The sequence below is a fragment of the Actinomycetospora sp. TBRC 11914 genome (assembly GCF_012933465.1).
Taxonomy (GTDB): domain Bacteria; phylum Actinomycetota; class Actinomycetes; order Mycobacteriales; family Pseudonocardiaceae; genus Actinomycetospora.
This window is the reverse complement of record NZ_JABBND010000016.1, coordinates 149,797-171,199: the sequence shown is the minus strand read 5'-3', so window position 1 is coordinate 171,199 and position 21,403 is coordinate 149,797. Positions and strand designations below refer to the sequence as shown.

21 protein-coding genes are annotated in these 21,403 nt (G+C 74.9%); 14 read left to right on the top strand and 7 right to left on the bottom strand.

The features are described 5' to 3' along the window. Window positions 1–109: 109 nt before the first annotated feature. From HH311_RS22710 to HH311_RS22700, 3 genes are all read right to left on the bottom strand, one after another. Window positions 110–1,006, bottom strand: a complete 897-nt coding sequence (locus tag HH311_RS22710; protein WP_169185960.1) for a hypothetical protein — start codon at window positions 1,004–1,006, stop codon at window positions 110–112. 339 nt (window positions 1,007–1,345) lie between these two features. After that, on the bottom strand, window positions 1,346–2,521 hold the full coding sequence (locus tag HH311_RS22705) for an MFS transporter (RefSeq protein WP_169185959.1): 1,176 nt from the start codon (window positions 2,519–2,521) through the stop codon (window positions 1,346–1,348). A 54-nt stretch (window positions 2,522–2,575) separates the two neighbouring features. Next, entirely contained in the window at window positions 2,576–3,568 is a 993-nt protein-coding gene (locus HH311_RS22700) for an LLM class flavin-dependent oxidoreductase (RefSeq protein WP_169185958.1), read from the bottom strand. A 288-nt stretch (window positions 3,569–3,856) separates the two neighbouring features. Between HH311_RS22700 and HH311_RS22695 the strand changes: the two genes are divergently transcribed. From HH311_RS22695 to yhjD, 6 genes are all read left to right on the top strand, one after another. After that, window positions 3,857–4,555, top strand: a complete 699-nt coding sequence (locus HH311_RS22695) for a response regulator (protein ID WP_169185957.1) — start codon at window positions 3,857–3,859, stop codon at window positions 4,553–4,555. Continuing rightward, entirely contained in the window at window positions 4,552–6,321 is a 1,770-nt protein-coding gene (locus tag HH311_RS22690) for a GAF domain-containing sensor histidine kinase (protein ID WP_169185956.1), read from the top strand. The genes HH311_RS22695 and HH311_RS22690 overlap by 4 nt, the downstream gene beginning before the upstream one ends. Beyond that, on the top strand, window positions 6,314–7,516 hold the full coding sequence (gene cofG / locus HH311_RS32105) for a 7,8-didemethyl-8-hydroxy-5-deazariboflavin synthase CofG (protein ID WP_312030334.1): 1,203 nt from the start codon (window positions 6,314–6,316) through the stop codon (window positions 7,514–7,516). Before HH311_RS22690 ends, cofG begins: the two co-directional genes overlap by 8 nt. Beyond that, the gene (locus HH311_RS32100) at window positions 7,513–8,586 is read left to right on the top strand and encodes an FO synthase (protein ID WP_312030333.1); all 1,074 of its coding nucleotides are present in this window, start codon (window positions 7,513–7,515) and stop codon (window positions 8,584–8,586) included. Before cofG ends, HH311_RS32100 begins: the two co-directional genes overlap by 4 nt. Next, on the top strand, window positions 8,583–10,037 hold the full coding sequence (locus HH311_RS22680) for an NAD(P)/FAD-dependent oxidoreductase (protein WP_169185955.1): 1,455 nt from the start codon (window positions 8,583–8,585) through the stop codon (window positions 10,035–10,037). The genes HH311_RS32100 and HH311_RS22680 overlap by 4 nt, the downstream gene beginning before the upstream one ends. A gap of 100 nt (window positions 10,038–10,137) precedes the next feature. Continuing rightward, the gene (gene yhjD, locus HH311_RS22675) at window positions 10,138–11,214 is read left to right on the top strand and encodes an inner membrane protein YhjD (RefSeq protein WP_169185954.1); all 1,077 of its coding nucleotides are present in this window, start codon (window positions 10,138–10,140) and stop codon (window positions 11,212–11,214) included. A 4-nt stretch (window positions 11,215–11,218) separates the two neighbouring features. Here the strand turns inward: yhjD and HH311_RS22670 are convergent, their stop codons facing one another. The 3 genes from HH311_RS22670 to HH311_RS22660 all read right to left on the bottom strand — a co-directional run bounded on the left by HH311_RS22670 (window position 11,219) and on the right by HH311_RS22660 (window position 15,312). Then, the gene (locus tag HH311_RS22670) at window positions 11,219–12,442 is read right to left on the bottom strand and encodes a D-alanyl-D-alanine carboxypeptidase family protein (protein ID WP_169185953.1); all 1,224 of its coding nucleotides are present in this window, start codon (window positions 12,440–12,442) and stop codon (window positions 11,219–11,221) included. A gap of 93 nt (window positions 12,443–12,535) precedes the next feature. Then, window positions 12,536–13,726, bottom strand: a complete 1,191-nt coding sequence (locus HH311_RS22665; protein WP_211190639.1) for a PA containing protein — start codon at window positions 13,724–13,726, stop codon at window positions 12,536–12,538. A 179-nt stretch (window positions 13,727–13,905) separates the two neighbouring features. Beyond that, on the bottom strand, window positions 13,906–15,312 hold the full coding sequence (locus tag HH311_RS22660) for a primosomal protein (protein WP_169185952.1): 1,407 nt from the start codon (window positions 15,310–15,312) through the stop codon (window positions 13,906–13,908). 136 nt (window positions 15,313–15,448) lie between these two features. On the opposite strand from HH311_RS22660, the gene HH311_RS22655 reads away from it, so the two are divergent. From HH311_RS22655 to HH311_RS22625, 7 genes are all read left to right on the top strand, one after another. After that, window positions 15,449–16,393: a haloalkane dehalogenase gene (locus HH311_RS22655; protein WP_169185951.1), complete on the top strand. Its 945-nt coding sequence runs from the start codon at window positions 15,449–15,451 to the stop codon at window positions 16,391–16,393. A gap of 166 nt (window positions 16,394–16,559) precedes the next feature. After that, the gene (locus tag HH311_RS22650; RefSeq protein WP_169185836.1) at window positions 16,560–16,910 is read left to right on the top strand and encodes a hypothetical protein; all 351 of its coding nucleotides are present in this window, start codon (window positions 16,560–16,562) and stop codon (window positions 16,908–16,910) included. 244 nt (window positions 16,911–17,154) lie between these two features. After that, window positions 17,155–17,505: a hypothetical protein gene (locus HH311_RS22645; RefSeq protein WP_169185950.1), complete on the top strand. Its 351-nt coding sequence runs from the start codon at window positions 17,155–17,157 to the stop codon at window positions 17,503–17,505. 291 nt (window positions 17,506–17,796) lie between these two features. After that, window positions 17,797–18,087: a hypothetical protein gene (locus HH311_RS22640; protein ID WP_169185949.1), complete on the top strand. Its 291-nt coding sequence runs from the start codon at window positions 17,797–17,799 to the stop codon at window positions 18,085–18,087. Between the two features lie 203 nt (window positions 18,088–18,290). Further along, on the top strand, window positions 18,291–18,617 hold the full coding sequence (locus HH311_RS22635) for a hypothetical protein (RefSeq protein ID WP_169185948.1): 327 nt from the start codon (window positions 18,291–18,293) through the stop codon (window positions 18,615–18,617). A 213-nt stretch (window positions 18,618–18,830) separates the two neighbouring features. Beyond that, window positions 18,831–19,136 (top strand): hypothetical protein, encoded by a 306-nt coding sequence (locus tag HH311_RS22630; RefSeq protein ID WP_169185947.1) that lies wholly within the window; start codon window positions 18,831–18,833, stop codon window positions 19,134–19,136. A 298-nt stretch (window positions 19,137–19,434) separates the two neighbouring features. Further along, window positions 19,435–19,806, top strand: a complete 372-nt coding sequence (locus tag HH311_RS22625) for a hypothetical protein (RefSeq protein ID WP_169185946.1) — start codon at window positions 19,435–19,437, stop codon at window positions 19,804–19,806. Window positions 19,807–19,906: 100 nt separating this feature from the next. On the opposite strand, the gene HH311_RS22620 is transcribed toward HH311_RS22625, so the two are convergent. Further along, entirely contained in the window at window positions 19,907–20,611 is a 705-nt protein-coding gene (locus HH311_RS22620) for a maleylpyruvate isomerase family mycothiol-dependent enzyme (protein ID WP_169185945.1), read from the bottom strand. A 44-nt stretch (window positions 20,612–20,655) separates the two neighbouring features. On the opposite strand from HH311_RS22620, the gene upp reads away from it, so the two are divergent. After that, complete coding sequence (upp, locus tag HH311_RS22615; protein WP_169185944.1) at window positions 20,656–21,276, top strand: uracil phosphoribosyltransferase; 621 nt, start codon at window positions 20,656–20,658, stop codon at window positions 21,274–21,276. Window positions 21,277–21,403 lie beyond the last annotated feature (127 nt).

The window sequence follows — 21,403 nt, the reverse complement described above, 5'->3', positions numbered from 1 at the left end:
AGCTGTAGGCGCCCACTCGGTGGGGCCCGGGGGTCGTGGCGTTGACCGAGTGGGCCTTGAGGGTCGCCGGTGCAGCCGTGGGTGCCCACTCGGTGGGGCCCGGGCCCGGTCAGAGCCCCAGCTCCTCGCGGACCCGGCCCTCGATCCATCTCGGGCGCCGGTACTGGCGGCCCGTCACGACGATCACCGTCCACCCGAGCCGGCGCAGCTCGTCGATGCGGTCCACGTCGATGCCGCGCCGGTCGTCGGTCGTGTGGTCCCGGCCGTCGTACTCGAGGGCGAGCTTCCGTTCCGGCCACGCGAAGTCGACGCGGGCGACCTGCCACGGCCCGTCCCACACCTCGTACTGCGTGATCGGGTGCGGGAGCCGGGCGCGGAGGAGCCGTAGTCGGACCCGGGTCTCCTGGGGGGACTCGGCCTTCGGGTCCATCAGCGCGGCGACCTCGGGAACGCGTCGGCACCCGCGTCGTGGACCCAGGTCCGAGGCCAGCGCCGTGAGGTCGGAGGCCGAGAACTTCCCGAGGTGGCCGAGACCGTCGGCCGCCACGACGGCGGTGTCGAGGTCTTCCCGGACCGCGAGGTCGTAGGCCGTCCGCAGCGGCGTGGTGACCCGGACGCCGTCCTCCACCACGATGTCGTCGTCACGGATCCGGGCCCGGTTGACCGTCACGCCGGGTGCCGCCCGAAGGCGTCGGTCCGGCGCGGCGAGCTCCACGGGCGGTGGTGGCCAGGGGAGGACGTCGCACTCCCACCAGATGCAGGCGGACCACCCGGTGAGCACGGCGTCGGGCCCGGCCCGGACCGCCGCCGCGTGGACGGCGAGGCGGGGATCGTCGGGGACGTCGGCGCGGACGTAGGTGTCGGCGCCGAGCTTCCGGAAATGCGGCCCGCGCAACGCGCCGCGGGTGATCCGCCCCGCCGCCACCGCCTCGGAGCCGCGGAAGGGTCGGCCATCGTCGAAGGTCTCCATGCCGTTCCGACGCGGCCCGGCGAGGTTCGGCTCCATCCGGTCGCCGAGTGGACGGTGAGGGCTCCCGCGGCTGCCATGGGCGCCCAGTCGGCGGGCGTGGGCGGGGCGCCGCGGGGCCGAGTGGACGTCCAGGGTTCCCGCGGCTGCCATGCGAGCCCACTCGGCGGGGCAGGGTGGAAGGCCGGTCGCCGAGTGGGTCTCCAAGCCCACTCGGCGGGGGTGGGCGGGTCGCCGCGGGGCCGAGTGGGCCTCCACGGTTCGCGCGGCAGCCATGGGAGCCCACTCGGTGGGGTGGGCGGGTCGCCGCGCGGCCGAGTGGACCTCCACGGTTCGCGCAACAGCCATGGGAGCCCAGTCGGGGGCCCGGGCCGACACCTACAGCCGCACCGCCACCACCCCGACCACCACGGCCACCGCGCCCAGCACCACGAACGCCGCCCCGAACCCGCCCACCAGGCCGGCCAGCACCACCCCGCCGGCCGGGGCGAGGGCGACGGCCACCGTCGTCGGCGCGGAGAACACGCCGTTGATCCGGCCGAACGACGCCACGCCCCAGCGGTCGGAGACCGCGGACGCCTGCAGCAGCGTGTGCAGCCCCCGCGCCGCCCCGGCCGCGACGGCCACCGCCACGAGCAGCGCCACCGGCCCGGGGAGCAGGCCGAGCACGGCGACGCCGACCCCGCCCACCACCACGACGAGCGCCACCCGCCCACCCGGCGACGTCGCGCGCGCGAGCGGGCCGAACACCAGCCGTCCGGAGACCTGCCCGACCCCGACCAGCCCCAGCCCCACCGCGGCCGTCGACAACGAGGCGCCCCGCGCGACGAGCAGCGGCACCAGGTTGATCGTCGCGGCGTACAGGGCGAACCCGGACGCGGTCATCACCACGGCCAGCGCCACGAATCGGGCCGAGCGCACCACCGACCGGGCCCGCACGACGTCGGCCCCCTCGACCTCGCTCCGGCCCGCCGGGCGCCAGGGCGGGGTGAGCAGCAGCAGGTGCAGCGGGATCGTCACCACCCCGAGGAGCAGCGCGAGCACCACATAGCTGCCACGCCACGTCAGGTGGGAGACCAGGGCCGCCGTCAGTGGCGCGAACACCGTGGACGCGAACCCGGCCACGAGCGTCACCGTGGTCAGCGGGCGCAGCCGGTCCTCGCCGTACCAGCCGGTGATCGCCGCGAAGGCCGGCGGGTAGAACGTCGCGGCCTGCGCGACCCCGGCGAGTGCCCACGCGAGGTAGAACCACGGCAACGACGGCGCCGCGGCCACCGCCAGCAGGGCGGCGACCCCGAGGATCGATCCGGTCGTCATCACGGGTCGCGGGCCCCGGGCGTCGATCAGCCGCCCCACGCCGATCCCGGCGAGCGCGGACACCACGGCCCCGGTCGAGAAGGCGCCCACGGTCGCCGTCGCCGACCAGCCGGTCTGGGCGGAGATCGGGCCGAGCAGCACCGGGAACGCGTAGTAGAGCGACCCCCAGCTGGTGATCTCGGTGACGCAGAGCGCGGCGAGGGCCCGGCCGCGGACGTCGGAGGGGAGCCGGACCATCCGGGCAGGCTGCCAGCAGTCGCGGCAGCCCGCCCGGATGCGGTCAGGCCGGGATCAGGAGGCCTCGACCTGCGGCATGATGTCGTTCTTGATCCGCTTGAGGTCGTCCAGCGTCTTCGACGTCGGCACGTCGGTGAACGGCGGCCAGATGAGCGGCATCGTCATCCCGGCCTCCTTGTAGGCCTTGAGCCGGTCGGTGAGCTGCTTCTCGGTGCCCACCAGCAGGTTCGACGCGACACCGTTGACGGTCTGGTCGACCTCCTCGTCGGTGATGACCGTCCAGATCATGCTGCAGATCTCGAGGTCCTTCGACCGCTTCGGGCTCCCGATCTCCTCGAACTGCTCGTCGATGGCCGTCCGCCACTTCGCGAGGCCCTCGGGCGAGTCCTGGATCCCGATCCAGCCGTCGAGGTCGTACTTGGTGATGCGCTTCGCCGAGCGCAGCGGGTCCTTGAGGCCGCTCATGAAGATCGGCGGGCGCGGCTGCTGGAGCGGCTTCGCGCCGAAGCCCGCGGGCTCGAAGTCGGCGAACTCACCGTGGTACTCGAAGAGCTCGTTGGCCCAGATGCCCTGCATGATCTCGATCGACTCGCGCACGTGCTTGTGGCGCTTCGGGAAGATGTGCGCGGCGCTCGCGGCCGCGAACTCCTCGGGCATCCAGCCGGAACCGACGCCGACGTTGAGCCGGCCGTTCGACAGGTGGTCGATCGTGGCCAGCTCCGCGGCCAGGACCCCGGGCGCTCGGAACGGGGTGTCGATGATGCTCATCCCGATCCGCACCTTCGACGTCTTCGCCGCGAGCCACGGGATCAGCGGGAAGCCCTGCAGCCAGTTGCCCCTCGACTCCACCGGCAGGGCGTGCGGCAGCCCGTCCATCATCCCGAACGTGTACTGCAGCTGCTCCCGGTCCGACGCCTCCGGGACGATGATGCGGTCGAGCGTCCAGACCGAGTCGAAGTCGAGCTCCTCGGCGAGCTCGGTGAGGTCCTCGAGCTCCTTGACGGTGATCTGCGTGCGGAAGTTCGGCAGGTAGAGAGCGAGCTTCACGAAGGGCCTCCTGACCGTGGGGTCGTGGTCGGTGCTGTTCTCCAGCGGCACGGAGCGGCGCAGCGGGCGCCGCCGGTCGCCGCAGCCGCCCGGACCCGGTCGAGGACACACGGGTCCTGCACACGGTCGGACGGCGCGGCGGGCACCCGCCCACCTTGGGTGATCCGCCTCACAACGTCCACAACGTCCCCTCAACGGCCGCACAACGGAGCGTGCTCGGCCGGACACGGCCTTGTGGGCCGGGTCACGGCGCGGGCACGATGCCCGGTGACCGGGGAGGGGGTCGCCGTGGACCCGAGCGCACCGAGGGTGCTCGTCGTCGACGACGACGAGGCCGTGCGGACCCTCGCGTCCTGGCAGCTCGAGTCGGACGGCTTCGCGGTCGACCAGGCGGGCGACGGCGAGGAGGCGCTCACCGCGATCGACGCCGACCGGCCCGACCTCGTGGTCCTCGACCTGACGATGCCCGGTGTCGGCGGCCTCGACGTCCTCCGCCGCGTCCGCGGCGCAACCGCCACCGAGGCGCTACCGGTGATCGTGCTCTCGGGCCGCAGCGGGGAGACCGACCGCATCGTGGGCCTCGACCTGGGCGCCGACGACTACCTGGTCAAGCCGTTCTCGCCGGGCGAGCTGGCGGCGCGGGTCCGGTCGGTGCTGCGCCGGACCCGGCCCGTCGCGGGCACCGGCCCGGCGGTCGTCTGCGGGCACCTGGCCCTCGACGCCGCGGCGCGGGAGATCACCGTCGCCGGCGAGCCGGTCGAGCTCACCGCCCGCGAGTTCGACCTGCTCGCCTTCCTGGTCGCCCACCCCCGCCAGGTCTTCAGCCGGGCCCAGCTCCTCGCGCAGGTGTGGCGCAGCGAGGGCTGGCAGGGCGAGGCGACCGTGACCGAGCACGTCCACCGGCTGCGCGGCAAGCTCGGCCTCGACCCGGAGGCCCGGCCGCGGATCCGCACCGTGCGCGGCGTGGGCTACCAGCTCGACCCGTGACCACCCAGGCGCACGCACCGCAGGAGGCGCTCGGCGCGGCCGACACCGCCGGGCTGCTCGACCGCCAGCACCGGATCCTGGAGCTCCTGGCGGGCGGGGCCGGCCGCGGGGAGGTGCTCGGCGCGGTCACGCTCGCCCTCGAGGAGCTCATCCCGGGCAGCCGCTGCTCGGTGCTGGTGCTCGACCAGGCCCGCGGCACCCTGCACCACGGCGCCGCCCCGTCGCTGCCCGCCGCGTACTCCGCCGCGATCGACGGGCTGGCCATCGGCGACGACGCCGGGTCGTGCGGCACCGCGGCCTACCTCGACGAGGCCGTCGTCGCCGAGGACATCGCGGCCGACGCGCGGTGGGACCGGTTCCGCACGCTGGCGCTGCCGCACGGGCTCGGCTCGTGCTGGTCGAGCCCGATCCGCGGGCACGACGGCGTCCTGGGCACGTTCGCGGTCTACCACGCGCGCCCGCACCGCCCGGACGCCCGCGAGCGCCGTCTCGTCGCGCGGTTCACCGACCTCGCGGCGGTGGCGCTGGAGCACGACCGGCTCTACGGCGCCCTCGCCGAGAGCGAGGAGCGGTTCCGCCGGGCGTTCGAGGACAACGCCGTCGGGATGGCGCTCACCGACCTCGGGGGGCGGTTCCTCAAGGTCAACGACGCGCTCGCCGCGATGGTGGGCCACCCGGCGGCGGCGCTGCTCGCCGCCGACCTCGACACCGTGCTGCGCCCCGACGACCGGCTCGGTGCCCGCCTGCTGCTGCGCGACCTCGCGGCCGGGACCGCACCGGCCGAGCCGCTCGAGGTGGCGCTGGTGCGCGGCGACGGGCGGACCGTCGAGGCCGCGCTGACGGCCTCCGTCGTGGGCGGCGGGCAGGGGCGCTACGTGAGCCTCAACGTCGTCGACGTCACCGCGCGGCGGGCGGCGCAGCGCGACCGGGACGCGCGGCGCGAGGCCGAGCTGGCCGCGCGGGTCGCCGAGGACGCGAGCCGGGCCAAGTCGGAGCTGCTCTCGACGCTGAGCCACGAGCTGCGGACACCGCTGCAGGCGATCATCGGGTTCTCGGAGATCCTCGGCACCCTCGAGCTGCCGCCCGCGCGCCGGGAGGCGGCGCTCGGTCACATCGACGCCGCGGCGCGCCACGTGCTCGACCTGGTCGGGGACGTCCTCGACCTCGCCCGGATCGAGGCGCGGGCGCTGCCGCTGGCGCCGGGCACGGTCGACCTGGGGCCGCTGGTCCACGAGGTGCTCGACCTGCTCGAGCCGGTGGCCGCGCGCCGCGGGATCCGGCTGGGCACCGACCTGCCGGTCACCGGCGGCCCGGCGGCCTGCGCCGACCCCCGCCGGGTGCGGCAGGTCCTCATCAACCTCGTCACCAACGGGGTGCGGCACAACCACGTCGACGGCTGGGTGCGGGTGGAGTCCGCGCCCGACCCCGACGCGCCCGACCCCGACGCGCCCGACCCCGACGCACCCGACCCCGACGCGCCCGACCCCGACGCGGCCGTCCTCGCGGTCCGCGACGGCGGCCCCGGCATCCCGGCCGCGCTGGTTCCCCGGCTCTTCGAGCCGTTCGCCCAGCTCGACGGGGCCGACGACGCCGGCACCGGCCTCGGGCTGGCGCTGGTCCGCGGGCTGGCGGAGGCGATGGCGGGCACGGTGACGGTCGACAGCACGCCGGGCGAGGGGACGACGGTGACGGTGCGGCTGCCCCGGGCGGGTTCGCCGGACGTGGCCGCCCCCGCCGACCCGGGCGTACGTTCGGGCCGTGGCTGATCACGTGGCCGACGCCGACACGCTCGTCGACCTGCTCTCCGCCCGGGGCCCGCGGCTCGACGACCTGCTCGCCCGCGCCGCCGCCCGTCGCGACGACCACCTCGCCGAGCAGGGGCGCCCCGGCGTGGTGACCTACAGCCCCAAGGTGTTCGTCCCGCTCACCCGGCTCTGCCGCGACCGGTGCCACTACTGCACCTTCGCCACCGTGCCGGGCCGGCTGCCAGCGGCGTTCCTGGAGCTCGACGAGGTCCTCGACATCGCCCGCGACGGCGCCGCCCAGGGCTGCACCGAGGTGCTCTTCACCCTCGGCGACCGGCCGGAGGCCCGCTGGCGCGCCGCGCGGGAGTGGCTCGACGCGCGCGGCTACGTCTCGACGATCGACTACGTCCGGGCGGGCGCCCAGGCGGTGCTCACCGAGACCGGGCTGCTGCCCCACCTCAACCCGGGGGTCATGAGCCCCGAGGAGCTCGCCGCGCTGCGCCCCGTCGCGCCCTCGATGGGGATGATGCTCGAGTCGACGTCCTCGCTGCTGATCGCGCCGGGCGGGGCCCACTTCGGCTCGCCGGACAAGGACCCCGCGGTGCGGCTGCGCGCGCTCGCCGACGCCGGCCGGGCCCGCGTGCCGTTCACCAGCGGCATCCTCGTCGGGATCGGCGAGACCCGGCGCGACCGGGCCGAGTCGCTGCTCGCGCTCGCCCGCCTCGCCGAGGAGCACGGCCACCTCCAGGAGGTGATCGTGCAGAACTTCCGGGCCAAACCGGACACCGCGATGCGCGGCGAGCCGGACGCCGAGTTCGACGAGTTCGTCGCGGCGGTGGCCGTCGCGCGCCTGCTCATGCCGCTCGGCGTGAGCGTCCAGGCGCCGCCGAACCTGGCGGGTGAGCTGGGGGACGGCGCCACCGCCCACAGCGCCCATGACGACCAGGCCCTGCTGCTCCGCGCCGGCATCGACGACTGGGGCGGCGTCTCCCCGGTGACGCCGGACCACGTCAACCCCGAGCGCCCGTGGCCCGGCCTCGACGACCTCGCCGCGGTCACCGCCGGCGCCGGGTTCGCGCTGCGGCCGCGGCTCACCGTCTACCCGCGCTACGTCGGGGACCCGGACTGGATCGACCCGGCCGTCGCCCCCGCCGTCGAGGCGCTCGCCGGGGCGGACGGGCTGGTGGCGTCCCGCGACCGGGTGGGGGCGCGGTGACCGCCCCGGCCCCGGCCCCCGCCGCCGTCCGGTCGCGCCTGTCGGCCGCCGAGCGCGACCCCGCCGGCCTGCCCGACGAGGGCTACGTCGAGCTGCTCGGGGCCACCGACGACGAGCTCGAGGCGCTCTGCGCGCTCGCGGACTCGCTGCGCCGCGACACCGTGGGCTCGGCGCTGACCGTCGTCGTGAACCGCAACCTCGCCCCGACCCTCGTCGCCGAGCCCGACCACCTCGACGCCCTGGTCGACGAGGCCTTCGAGCTCGGCGCGACCGAGGTCTGCGTGCAGGGCCCGGTCCCGGAGGACGCCGGCCCGGACGCCCCGCTGGAGCTGGTCCGCCGCATCACCGCGCGACAGCCGCTGCACCTGCACGCCTTCCGCCCGGCCGAGGTCGCCCAGGCCGCCGCCCGTGCGGGCCTGACGCCGCGGGAGTTCCTCGAGGCGGCGCGCGAGGCGGGCCTCGGCTCGGTGCCCGGCACCGCCGCCCGCATCCTCGACGACGACGTGCGGCGCCTGCTCACCGGCGGCACCGACATCTCCGCCGCCCGGTGGATCGAACTGGTCACCACGGCCCACGAGGTGGGGCTGCGCTCGACCGCCACGATCGTCTACGGCCACGTCGAGACCCCCGCCCAGCAGGTCGCCCACCTCCGGGCCCTCGCCGCGGTCCAGGACCGGACCGGCGGGTTCACCGAGCTCATCGCGATGCCGCTGGTCGACGTGCCCGACGGTCTCGTCGGCCGGGTCCGCGGCGCGTCACGGCGGGAGACCCGCGCCCTGCACGCCGTCGCCCGCCTCCTGCTGCACGGCCGGATCGACCACGTCCAGGCCGCGTGGCCCAAGCTCGACCGCGCCACGGTGCTCGACGTGCTGCGCGGGGGCGCCGACGACCTCGGCGGGCTCCTGCTCGACGGGGCCCTCGACCCCGACGCTGGGCCCGAGGCGGGCCGGGTGCTGACCGCGGACGACGTCACCGCGATCGCCGCCGCGCTCGGCCGGCCGGTGCGCCAGCGGACCACGCTCTACGGGGAGGTCCCGGCCGAGCGCGTCACGGTGGGGCGCCCGTCGTGAGCGACGGCGACGGGCGCGTCGACGTCGCGATCGTCGGCGCGGGCTTCGCCGGGCTGGGCCTGGCGATCCGGCTCGCGCGCCGCGGCGCCGACTTCGTCGTCCTCGAGCGGGCCGGCGACGTCGGCGGGACCTGGCGGGACAACCGCTACCCCGGGGTCTCCTGCGACGTCCCCTCGCACCTCTACTCGTACTCGTTCCGCCCGGCGCCGGAGTGGTCGCGCGTGTTCGCCCCGGGCGAGGAGATCCACGACTACCTGCGCCGCGCCGCCGTCGAGGAGGGCGTCGAGCCGCACGTGCGCTACGGCGCCGAGATGGTCCGCACCCGCTGGTCGGCGCCGCACGGCCGCTGGGAGGTGACGACGACGGCGGGCACCTGGTGGGCCCGTGTCCTCGTCCTCGCGGCGGGCCGCCTGACCGAGCCGCGCATCCCCGACGTCGAGGGCCTCGCCGACTTCCCCGGTCCGGTCATGCACACCTCGCGCTGGGACGACGACGTCGCGCTCGACGGGCTCCGGGTCGGCGTCGTCGGGACCGGGGCGTCCGCGGCCCAGGTGATCCCGCGGCTGGCCGAGCGGGCCGCGGAGCTCGTCGTCTTCCAGCGGACCCCGACCTGGGTGGTCCCGCGCGGCGACCGGCCGTACTCCGCCGGCGAGCGCCGTCGGCTCGCCCGGCACCCCGAGGCCGCCCGGGCGCTCCGCGAAGAGATCTTCGACGACGCCGAGCGCGCCGTCGACGCCCGGCGGCGGGTGCGGCCGGCGATCGACGAGCTGCGGGAACGGGCGCGGCGCCACCTGCACGAGCAGATCGACGACCCCGGTCTGCGCGCCCGCCTCGCGCCCGGCTACGAGATCGGCTGCAAGCGCATCGTGCTCTCCGACGAGCTCTACCCGGCGCTCGCCCGCGACGACGTCGAGCTCGAGGGCTCGGCGCTCGCCCGCGTCGAGGGGCGCACCGCCGTCGCGGCCTCCGGCGCCCGCCACGACCTCGACGCGCTCGTCCTGGCCACCGGCTTCCACGCCGCGCGGCAGCCCTACGCGCCCCGGGTCCAGGGCCGCCGGGGCACCCTCGCCGACCACTGGGCGGGCGGGATGACCGCCTTCGCGTCGACCAGCGTGCACGGCTTCCCCAACATGTTCGTGCTCGACGGGCCGAACGCGAGCCTCGGGCACAACTCCGCGATCTACATGATCGAGACCCAGATCGAGTACGTCCTGGGCGCGCTGGACCACCTCGCCCGGGCCGGGGGGCCGCTGGAGGTCACCGCGGCCGCCGAGCGGGACTACGTCCGCGACGTCGACGCCGCCGCCCGCGGCACCGTGTGGCTCGCGGGCGGGTGCCGCAGCTGGTACCTCGACGAGACCAGCGGGCGGTTGACGCTGCTCTGGCCGGGCTCGGCGCGCTCCTTCCGCGAGCGCAACGCCCGCTTCGACCCGGCGCCGTACACCGGCTGAGGTCGGCTCGGCGTGACGTCCCGGGTCCGCGGGTAGCAGTACCTCGTCGGGGACCACGTCCGCCGGGAATCCCGGGGGCGGCGAGAGGGGCGAGCGCGCCATGACCACCAGCACCGTCGACACCAGGGCCGACGGCACCAGCGAGGGCACCGCGGAGCCGTCGTCGAAGTTCGAGCAGCTCAAGGCGCGCCACCCGTGGCTCGACCACCTCGTGCGGGCCGGCGGGCGCTACACCGAGAAGCACGGCGACCACTACGCCGCGGCCATCACGTACTTCTCGATCCTCGCGCTGGTCCCGCTGCTGATGATCGCGTTCGCCGCCGCGGGGTTCGTGCTGGCGAACAACCAGGACCTGCTCAACCAGCTCTCGACGGGCATCACGAACGCCGCCCCGCCCGGGCTCGGCGAGCTGCTCAACAAGGTCATCCAGCAGGCGATCGAGCAGCGCGGCGCCGTCGGGATCCTCGGCCTGCTCGGCGCGCTGTACTCCGGGCTCGGCTGGATGGCGAACCTGCGCGAGGCCCTCTCCGAGCAGTGGGACCAGCGCGACGACCCGCCGGCGCTGCTCAAGCGCTACGGCGGCGACCTCGTCGCCATGATCGGCCTGGGCGTCGCCCTCGCGCTCTCCTTCGCGATCACCGCGGTCGCGACCGGCGCCTCGCACGGCATCGCCCGCGCGCTCGGCCTGGAGGGCCAGGCCTGGGTGCAGGTGCTCCTGACGATCGCGGGCATCGTCGTCACGCTCGCCGCGAACTGGCTGGTCTTCCTCTGGGTGATCGCGCGGCTGCCGCGCGAGCCGGTGACGCTGCGCTCGGCCGGCCGCGCCGCGATCCTCGCCTCGGTCGGGTTCGTCGTGCTCCAGCAGGTCATGACGGTCTACATCGCGAGCGTCACCAACTCGCCGGCCGGCGCCGCGTTCGGCCCCATCATCGGGCTGCTGGTGTTCGCCAACTTCGTCTCGCGGTTCATCCTCTTCGTCACCGCCTGGGCGGCCACGATGAAGGAGAACGAGCGTGAGGAGATCCCCGAGCCCGCGCCGGTCGTCGTACGGCCCGCGGTCACGGTCGGCCGCTCGCCGGGCGTGGGGGCGACGGCCGGTCTGCTCGGCGCCGGGGCCGTGCTCGGCGTCGTCGGGAGCATCCTCGGCGTCAACGGGATGCGGCGGAACCGCCGCTGAGTCCTCAGCGGGAGCGGCGGCGGGCGCGGGCGGCGAGGACGACCAGGCCGAGCACGACGACGGCGCCGATCGCGACCGGCGTCTCCCAGTTCGTGGTGCCGGTGGTCGGGGAGGCGGCGCCGTCGTCGGCCGCGGCGGTGCCGGCCGGCGACGCGGCCGCCGCCGTCGATCCCAGGGCCGTCCCGGGCGGGGGCGCGGTGAGCTGCCCGACGGACGCGCCCCGGGGCAGCGAGAACCCGTAGTCGAGCAGCGCCTCGCCCTGCTTGTACATGAGCACGGGCTGCTGCTCGCCGTGCATGAGGACGACGACGAGCCGGCGGCCGTCGCGCTGGGCCGCGCCGATGTAGGTGTGGCGGGCGTCGTCGGTGAACCCGGTCTTGCCGCCGATGGCGCCGGGGTAGGCGCCGAGCAGCTTGTTGTCGTTGTCCACCGCGAACGGCGGGTTCGGCCCCCAGCCGGGCAGCGTGATCTGCCGGGTGCCGACCGCCGTCGCGAACGGCTCGTGCTGCATGCCGAGCCGGAAGATGCTGGCGAGGTCGTAGGCCGACGAGGACTGGCCCGGCCCGTCGAGCCCCGACGGCGTCGCGGCCCGGGTGTCCAGCGCCCCGATCTGGGTGGCGGTGCGGTTCATGAGGGCGACGGTGGCCGGGACGGAGCCGGTGAGCCGCAGCGCGAGCGCGTGCGCGATGTCGTTGCCGGAGGCCATGAGCATGCCGTCGAGCAGCTGGCGGACCGTGTACTGCCCGCGCGGCCCGATCCCGACCCGCGTGCCCTCCTGGTTCGCGTCGTCCTGGGTGCCGACGACGACCTGGTCCATCGGCAGGTCCTGCGCGACGAGCAGGCCGGTCAGGGTCTTGAGCAGCGAGGCGGGGCGCAGCCGGGCGTGGGGGACGCGGGCCGCGAGCACGGCCCCGGAGTCGAGGTCGGCGACGACGTAGGACTGCACGCCCACCGCGGGCGGGGCCGGGGCGCCGCTCGGGACGACGGTGCCGCACGTCCCCATCGCGTCGCCCCCGACGGGACGGGCGGGCACGGGCAGCGGCGCCGGGGCGGACTGCCCCGGCTGCGGGGCCTCGGACTCGTCGACCGGCGGTGCGGGCGCGGCCACGCCGGGGCACGCCTGCGCGGCGGGGGCGGCCGAGGCGCTCGCGGCGCCGGTGAGCGCGCCGAGGAGCAGCAGCACCGTGCTGACGACGACGGCGAGCGGGAGGCGCAGCGACGCGGACATCGGGCACCGACACTAGCCAGCTCCCGCCCCGCGACGACGAGGGCCCGCCCACCCGGTGTCGGGTGGACGGGCCCTCGGCGCGTGCGCGGGGACTCAGGCGTCCGCGCCCTCGTCGTCGGCGGGGTGCTCGTGGCCGTTGAGGCTGGGCCCCGCGGTCAGGGCGGGCTTGCGGGAGCTGCGGCGGGCGGCCGGGCGCGGCGCGGGGCCCTGCTGCTGGCCGCCCGAGCCCAGGATGATCTCGGCGAAGGTCGACAGCGCCTCGTCGAGCTGGCCGGCCTGGCGGCGCTCGGACTCCTCGTTGGAGCGGTTGACCAGCGCGACGACGGCCTCGTGGTCGGGCCGGTTGACCAGGGTGCCGTCCAGCTTGTCCAGGGAGGCCTCGAGCGAGGACGCCACCGTGGAGACCCGGTCGGAGAGGGCGGACTCGACGCCGTCGACGCGCGCCTGCAGGCCGGCGACGCTGCGCTCGACCCCCTCGACCTTGCCCGACAGCGCGGTGTCCAGCCCCTCGACGGCGGCGGTCACGCTGCCGTGCACGTGGTCCACGCGGCCGGTGAGCGAGTTCTCGACGCCCTCGACGCGGGCGCCGACACCGTCGAGCCGGTCGGTCAGCGCCTCGAGCCGGCCGGTGAGGTCGCGCAGGCCCTCGTCGGACCGCCCGCGCAGCGCCTCGGCGTCGGTCCGCGCCGCCTCGCGCGATCCCGAGATCTCCTCGGAGAGCGAGCGCGTCGTGGCGGCGAGCGCCTGCGAGGTCTCCTCGAGCTGCCCGCGCAGCGACGCCTCGGTCGACTCGAGCCGCTCGCGCATCGGGCCGGTGATCGAGGCCGGGAGCTGGTCGAGGCGCATCTCGTGGCGGTCGAGGCGGTTGTCGAGGTCGTCGAGGCGCTTGTGCAGCCCGGCGATGCGGTCCTCGAGGCCGTCCATGCGCCCGGCCACACCCTCGAAGCGCCCCGCGACGCCGTCGAGCCGGCCGTCGAGCTGGGCGAACGGCGTGGCGAGCCGGTCGGCCACCCGGTCCACGAGGCCCTCGACCAGGCGCGCCAGCGACGAGACCGCGGAGTCCTGCGCGTCGAGCTTCGCGACCGTCTCGTCCAGCCGCTCGGCGAGCACGCTCATCTCGGTGCGGTCCGGCACCTCGGCGAGCCGCTTGCGCATGGCGCCGAGGGCGTCGAGCGCGGCGAGCCGGCCGTGGATCTCGTCGAGCGAGTCGAAGATCTGCTGCTGCTCGCTGTCCCTGACCTCCGCGGCCCGGACGAGCATGCTGCGCATCCGATCGAAGGACATGGTCTGGTTCGTGTCGATCACGCGGAGCCCACTCTCTGCGGGGACGGCCAGGTCCGGGTTCGGGGTGGCGATGAGGTCGACCCCGACTCGTCGCACCGGCAGGCTAGCCAGGGCGGATGACCCGTTCGGACGCGCCCCTGGCAACAGGAGGCGACCGGATGCCCCGTCCGTCACACGGGTCACGGATGGCGCAGACGCCCCAGGAATCGGTCCTCGAGCTCACGCCAGCGGGTGGATTCGCGCTGGAAGGGCGGTGACGGGGTGAGCCGGTTGGGGTCGGGGCGCAGGACGAACGAGACCAACCACCCGAGCGCCTCCGACGGGGCGAGCGCGTCGCGGGTCGTCTCGTCGCCCGCCCAGTCGGCGGCGTCGAGGAGCAGTTCGACGGCGAGCTCGAGCTGGCCGGGGTCCACCGCCTCGGGCCCCTCGAGCAGGTCCTCGGCGAGCCCGGGCAGCACGTAGGTGTTCTCCGGGGCGACCTCGATCTCCAGGTCGCCGCCCACGGCCGCCGTCATCACGTCGGACCAGGTCGACACCTCGGCGAGGTCGTGGCCGTCGGCGCCGTCACCGGCGATCCAGGTGCGCAGGGCGCGGGCGCTGGGGAAGACGTCGATGCGCCCGTCGCGGCCGAGGAAGACCGGCTCGTCGTCGAGGAAGCAGCGCAGGGTGACGACCTCGCCCTCGTTCGACAGGATCGAGATGGGGTCGATCCCCACCTCCTCCCAGAACCCGGGTGCCGGCTCCTCGTCGGCGTCGACGAGGTCGCTGCGCAGCGACTCGCCCGCCGTGTCGGCGCGGACGTCGTCGGGAGCGTCGGCGAGCGGGCCGGCGACCGCGGAGTCCTGCGGGTCGGTGGCGACCGCCTCCGGGTCGGCGGGGAGGTTCTCGGCGTCCTCCCGGCTGCCCGAGTGCGGGGCGTCCTCGTCCCCGGTGTCGCCGGCGGTGTCGTCGGTGGCCGCGTCGAGGTCGCCCTCCTCGGGCGGGGTCGCCGTCGCCCGCAGCTTCGCGGCCAGCTCGGCGTCGACCTCGGGCACGCGGACCAGGGCGTCGAGGGCGTCGAGCACGTCGTCCCAGCGCTCGGCCACGACGTCCGCGAGCTCGGTCCACAGCGCGGCGCCGTCCCGCCCGCCGAAGGCCGCCACGCCGTGGCCCAGGGCGGCGAACGCCGGGGTGGAGTCGAGGATCCCGGTGACCGCGGTCAGGTCGCACACGTCGGCGAGCGACCGGACCATCGCGGTGATCTCGGCGAGGTCGTCGACCGACCAGGTGTCGGGCTCGTCGGCGACGAGCTCGGGGGCGCCGATCACGTCGTAGCGCTGGATGTCCTCGGGGGTCAGCTCGTCGACCGACAGGCCACCGACCACCGCCCACGCGGGGTGGTCGGCGAGGTCGTGCGGGGTCCCGTCGGCGTCGCTCGTGCGGATCCACGCCGCGAGGTCGGCGGCGTCGGCGAAGGCGAAGACGTGGTCGTCGTCGCCGAGGAACGCCTCCCACTCCTCGCCGTCCTCGCGCCAGCGCGGAGCCCAGAGGGTGACCAGGTCCCCGTCGGTGAGCGCGAGGGTGATCGGGACGATGTCCTGGGCCACGGTCGGCCTCCGGGTCTCCTGCGGGTGATCACGTACGGGCGGCCCACCCTAGGGGTGACGGGGTGACCAGGCCGTTCGGGGACGCCCGCCCGGGTCTCCGGGAGCGCGGGCGGCCCGCGGCTGGCACGCTCGACCCGTGCGCGTGCTGCGGACCCCGGACGAGCGGTTCTCCGACCTCGAGGGCTTCGGCCATCCTCCCCGCCACGTCGAGGTCGCCGATCCCGACGGCGGCCCGGAGCGGCTCCGGGTGGCCACCTACGGGATCGGGCCGGACGGTCCCGACGCCGGCCCGACGGTGCTGCTGCTCCACGGCGAGCCGACGTGGTCCTACCTGTACCGCCACGTCCTCGACGCGCTGGCCGGCGCCGGGGTGCGGGCGGTCGCGGTCGACCTCGTGGGCTTCGGGCGCTCGGACAAGCCCGCCGAGGTCGCCGACCACTCCTACGCCCGCCACGTCGAGTGGGTGCGCGAGACCGTGTTCGAGGGCCTGGGTCTCGACGACCTCGTCCTCCTCGGGCAGGACTGGGGCGGGCTGATCGGGCTGCGGCTGGTGGCGTCGGCGCCCGAGCGCTTCCGGGCGGTCGTCGCGGCCAACACCGGGCTGCCGACCGGCGACACCGACATGCCCGAGCCGTGGTGGCGCTTCCGCCGCGCCGTGGAACGGGCCGAGACCCTCGACGTCGGGCGTCTCGTCGCCGCCGGGTGCGCCCGCGGCCTCACCCCGGGCGCCCGCGCGGCCTACGACGCCCCCTTCCCCGACGAGTCGTACAAGGCGGGCCCGCGGGCGATGCCGCTGCTGGTCCCCACGCGCCCCGACGACCCGGAGACCGAGGCCAACCGGGCGGCATGGGCGGCCCTGGCCGACTACCCCCGGCCCTTCGTCGTGGCGTTCTCCGACTCCGACCCGATCACCGGCCCGATGGCGCCCGCGCTGCGCGAGCACGTGCGCGGGGCCGGGGCGGGTGGAGGTGACGATCCCGGCCACGCGGTCCTGCGCGGGGCGGGCCACTTCCTCCAGGAGGACGCGGGGAGCGAGCTGGCGTCGGTCGTCGTCGGGGTGGTCCGGCGGGTCACCCGTTAGGGCATTCGGCCTAATGCTTGAGTCCGTACAGCTCGAACCGCTCGAACGAATGAAGTATCGCCGGCGGCCGTGACCTGCCCCGGACGGCCCCGTTGGGGCCCTCGTGACAGTCGGATCCGTGCGCGGGTCCGGAACACCTGGGACCCCTGGAGAGAAGATCGTGTCGATGTTGCGCAAGACCGTCCTGGCGACCGCCATCGTCGGTGCCGGCCTCGGCTCCATGACGGGCGCCGCCTTCGCGGGCGACGACCCGGGCGACGGCGGCCACAACTGGGACGACGGCCACAGCCACAGCCACGGCCACCACGGCTCGTGGGACCACGACAAGTCGACGTCCTGCGACAACGGCGTCAAGCAGTTCAGCGCGACGAAGGGCGGGGCCCTCGCGGACGTCGCCGGCGGCGACAACGTGGCCGTGCCGGTCAACGTCTGCCACGTGCTCGACGACAACAAGCTGCTCAACAACATCCACGTGTCGCTGCTGTCGTCCACGCCGGACGCCGGGCTGCCGCTGTGACCTGACGGTCACGGGGCCTCCGCCCCACGCCGACCACGGGCCGGCACCCCACGGGACACGACGTCCCGCGCGGGTGCCGGCCCGTCGTCGTCTGTGCACGGCCCGATCCGTCTTTTTTGTGATCTGGCCGTGACCTTCACCCGATCGGGCCGTTGGTCTCACCGGGTCGGGGCGCAACCACTGCGTCCGACCGACGCAGCGTGCGGTGGATTCGGCCGCGCGCCACCGATCAGGGGGTACCCAGGTGTCGACCTTCCGCAAGACCGTCCTCACGACCGCGATCATCGGCGCGGGCCTCGCCTCCACCGCCGGCTCCGCGCTCGCGCACGACAGCCAGCACGAGAGCCACGGCGGCCACGAGAAGTCCTCGCACTCCGCCGGCGGCGGCTGCAGCAACTCCTTCGTCGGCGAGACCGGCGACTCGGCGAACGCCTTCAGCCTCCTCAACGACAGCCAGGGCGCGATCGGGCTGAACGTCTGCGACGTGCTGAGCCACAACAACGTCCTCAACGGCAACACCCTGCGCGTCGGCGGGAGCACCACCACGCTGCCCGCGCCGCCGACGGCGCCCGAGCTGCCCGGCGGCGTGGGCTGAGCGCAGCTCCGACGCCCCACCACGGGTCGGTGCGGCCGGGACTCCTCGTCCCGGTGCACCGACCCGTTCGTGTGTCCGGGGCCGGCCCACTGCTCCGAACGGGTGGTCCTCTGCCGTATTTCTCCTGCTCAGCGTCGATTCCGTCGGCCGGTGACGCAAACTCCGCGACCCGACCGTGACCTTCACTCGATCGAGGCGTTGATGTCACCGAGTCGTGCCGCCGCCCGTGCGCCGCGACCGACGCACAGTGCGATCCGACCCGATCGCGCGATCGACCACAGGGGAGTAAGCGTGTCGACCTTCCGCAAGACCGTCCTGACGACCGCCATCATCGGCGCGGGCCTCGCGACGACCGCCGGCTCGGCGTTCGCCACCGACTGCGGCCACGACAGCCACAAGAGCGAGCACAAGAGCAGCAGCAGCGGCTGCAGCAACTCGTTCCAGGGCAAGACCGGCAACTCGAAGAACTTCATCGGGGCCCTGAACGACAGCCAGGGCGCGATCGGCGCGAACGTCTGCGACGTCCTGTCGCACAACAACATCGCGAACGGCAACTCGATCGACCTCCTCGGCGGCCTCTGATCGACGCCGTCGGTCGACCCCCGAGCCACCAGGCCCCGGCGACCCCCGGATGCCGGGACGTGGTGGCGGGGAGCACGTCGACCTGACGTTCGAGCGCTCGCCACGCCGGCCGGACCCCTCCCAGGTCCGGCCGGCGGGGCGGCCCCGCCCGACACGGGCGGCAGCACCACCCATCTATCGCGAGCAGGAGAAAGAAGCGCAGCGTGTCCATGATCCGTAAGACCGTGCTGACCACCGCGATCATCGGCGCCGGTCTGGCCTCGACCGCGGGCGCCGCGTTCGCGGGCGACGACCCCGGCGACGGCGGCAACGGCGGCGACCACCAGAGCCACTCCTCCTCGTCGCACCACCACTCGTGGCACGCGTCGAAGGACTCGTCGGGCTGCTCCAACAGCTTCCAGGGCGAGACCGGCAGCTCGAAGAACGTCGGCGGGCTGCTCAACGACGCCCAGGGCGCGATCGGGCTCAACGTCTGCGACGTGCTGTCGCACAACAACGTGCTCAACGACAACCACCTCAAGGTCCTCTGAGTTCCTGCTCCGACACCACGGCCGGCCCCGGCCTCCCCTCGTGGGAGGCCCCGGGGCCGGCCGTCGTCGTCCACGCCCGTCGTCCCCGAACGGGCGAACGTCGTGACGGTCCCGTGACCCGCGTTCCGCTGAGGGCGTTGAGGCGGTGTCACCAACCGGACGCTGGGAGCCATCCCGGTCCGGACCCGTACTCGACACTGCATCGGGGGATTCATGTCGAAGATCCGTAGGGCCGCCGTCGGCGTCGTCGTTCTCGGCGCCGGGCTCGCCTCCACGTCCGGCGTCGCGATGGCGACCCAGAGCGGCCACGGCCACGGCCACGACGACTCGCACGGCGGCTCGACGAGCTGCCTCAACGCCGTCGACCAGAAGAGCGCGACCAAGGGCGGCGGGTTCTCCCTCGCCAGCGTCGCCGGTGGCGACAACGTGGCCGTGCCGGTCAACGTCTGCCACGTGCTGAACGACAACCACGTGCTGAACGACATCAGCGTCTCGGCGCTCGACGGCATCATTCCCTGATCTCGCCGACCGTCGCCGGCCGGATCACGGCGCGTCCGCGTGACGCGCTGGTGATCCGGCCGTCGCACGTCCGGGGTCGATGAGACGGCCCGCTCCCCGACTCTTTCGTGGAATGCGTTCGACAACGCGTTCCGGCTATGCGGTCGCTTTCTAGAGAAATTCACGAACGGGCGATCATCGTGATTTCCCCGTGACCTCCCCGGAGAACTTCCCGTTGGTTGTGTGTCCGCCGGGTCGGGACCATTCCGCGCCCACGGTCGACGTCACTGCCCATCGGGGGAACAGGAAGAACATGAGCATGCTCCGCAAGTCCGCCGTCACCGTCGCGATCGCGGGGGCCGGCCTGGCCTCGATGTCGGGCGCGGCCTTCGCCAACACCTCCCACCACGGCGACGACTCCCACGGCAAGCACTCGTACCAGCACAACGGCAGCTGCACGAACGTCGTGAAGCAGTCCCAGAAGACCGAGGGTCGCGGCCCGATCGACGTCCTCGGCGGCGACAACGGCGCCATCCCGGTCAACGTCTGCGACGTGGCCAACGACAACCACCTCCTGAACGGCATCTCGGTCGGCATCGGCGACACCGGGTTCACGCTCCCCGGGGGCGAGCTGCCCGAGTTCCCGGACTTCGGCGGCTCGGGCGAGCTGCCGACCTTCCCGACGGTCTGACACCAGGCGCGCACGGACGAAGCCGGTGTCCCGGTCCGGTCATCGCCGGATCGGGACACCGGCTTTTTCGCTGCCATTCCCGCGATGTCGGGAACGGTTCTCAGCCGGGCGCGGGCACCGGTTGTTCGTCATCGCGCGGACCGAACATCGGCAGGGCGTCCACCCACGGTTCCGGGCTCCCGTCCCACTGCCATCCGCGCATCTGGGCGCGGCTGCGCCGGCTGTGCAGGCCCCGGTAGAGCTCGTAGAAGTCGACCGTCACCGTGCTGCGCTGCGCGGCGGGCGCCGCCGACGCGCCCCGGCGCTCGCCGGCGTCGTCGGGACTGCGCCACTCGGTGCCCGCCGAGCGCACGACGAGGCTGTGGGGCCCGCGGATCCCACGCACCACCTGGCGCACGACGAGCCGCGCGGCACCCGCCCAGCCGTCCCACGGCGGCTGCTCGGCGCCGAGCGCCTCCACGAGGTCGCCCTCGTGCACCAGCAGGTCGTGCAGGACGCGGGCCGGGACGCGCCGGTCCTCGATCGCCGCCGCCGTGGCGGCCGCGTGCTCGTCCCACTCGGCGAGCAGCTCCGCCACCGTCCGGCCGGCCCGCCGGGTGATCTGCGCCGCGGCCCAGGCGGGCCCGGGCATCCCCGCGGTGTGGCGGGCCGCGACGTCGGCGGCTGTCCCGGCGAGGTGGGCGACGAGGTCGTGCACCGTCCACTCCGGGCACGCCGGCACCGTCCGCGCCAGGTCGGCCTCACCGAGCCCCGCCACCAGCGCGGCGACACGGGCGTGACCGGAGCGATAGGCATCGTCGAACACGGCCGCAGCGTGCCAGACGACGCGGGCCGCTAGGTTCCGCCGACATGCTGCTCGTCGTCGACCATCCGCTCGCCCGGGCTCGGCTGACCACCCTGCGCGACTCCCGGACCGACCGCCCCGCGTTCCGCGGCGCCGTCGCCGACCTCACGACGATGCTCGTCTACGAGGCCCTGCGGGACGCGCCCGTGACCGAGTACCCGATCACCACCCCCGTCGCCGACACCGTGGGCGCCGAGCTCGCGGCGCCGCCGGTCCTCGTCCCGGTGCTGCGCGCCGGCCTGGGGATGGCCGAGGCGGCCCACGCCCAGGTGCCCGGCGCGCTCATGGGCTTCGTCGGCGTCGCCCGCGACGAGGAGACGCTGCAGCCCACGCCGTACATGGAGTCCCTGCCCGCCGACCTCGCCGGCCGCCCGGTCCTCGTCCTCGACCCGATGCTCGCCACCGGCGGCTCGATGGCCCACACCATCGACCTGCTCGCCGCGCGCGGCGCGGACGACGTCACCGCGGTGTGCGTGGTCGCGGCCCCGGAGGGCGTGGCCCGCCTCGGGGACCAGCACCCGACGGTGCGGGTGGTGACCGCGACCGTGGACGACCGGCTCAACGAGTTCGGCTACATCGTCCCGGGGCTCGGCGACGCGGGGGACCGGCAGTTCGGCGCGATGTAGCGCGGTCGGCCGTCGTCCTCCCGTGCCTCCCCGCGTGCCTCCCCGCGCGAGGGGACCCCTCGGCAGCCAAGAGCGACCGTTTCCTCCCCTCGCGCCGAACTGCCGTCCCGTGCGAGGGGAAGATTCG

Excerpts from the sequence above, each read along its gene's own strand:
- HH311_RS22710 (WP_169185960.1), bottom strand. The coding sequence starts at position 1,006 with ATGGAGCCGAACCTCGCCGGGCCGCGTCGGAACGGCATGGAGACCTTC.
- HH311_RS22705 (WP_169185959.1), bottom strand. The coding sequence starts at position 2,521 with ATGGTCCGGCTCCCCTCCGACGTCCGCGGCCGGGCCCTCGCCGCGCTC.
- yhjD (WP_169185954.1), top strand. The coding sequence starts at position 10,138 with ATGACCACCAGCACCGTCGACACCAGGGCCGACGGCACCAGCGAGGGC.
- HH311_RS22670 (WP_169185953.1), bottom strand. The coding sequence starts at position 12,442 with ATGTCCGCGTCGCTGCGCCTCCCGCTCGCCGTCGTCGTCAGCACGGTG.
- HH311_RS22665 (WP_211190639.1), bottom strand. The coding sequence starts at position 13,726 with ATGTCCTTCGATCGGATGCGCAGCATGCTCGTCCGGGCCGCGGAGGTC.
- HH311_RS22650 (WP_169185836.1), top strand. The coding sequence starts at position 16,560 with ATGTTGCGCAAGACCGTCCTGGCGACCGCCATCGTCGGTGCCGGCCTC.
- HH311_RS22630 (WP_169185947.1), top strand. The coding sequence starts at position 18,831 with ATGTCGAAGATCCGTAGGGCCGCCGTCGGCGTCGTCGTTCTCGGCGCC.
- HH311_RS22625 (WP_169185946.1), top strand. The coding sequence starts at position 19,435 with ATGCTCCGCAAGTCCGCCGTCACCGTCGCGATCGCGGGGGCCGGCCTG.
- upp (WP_169185944.1), top strand. The coding sequence starts at position 20,656 with ATGCTGCTCGTCGTCGACCATCCGCTCGCCCGGGCTCGGCTGACCACC.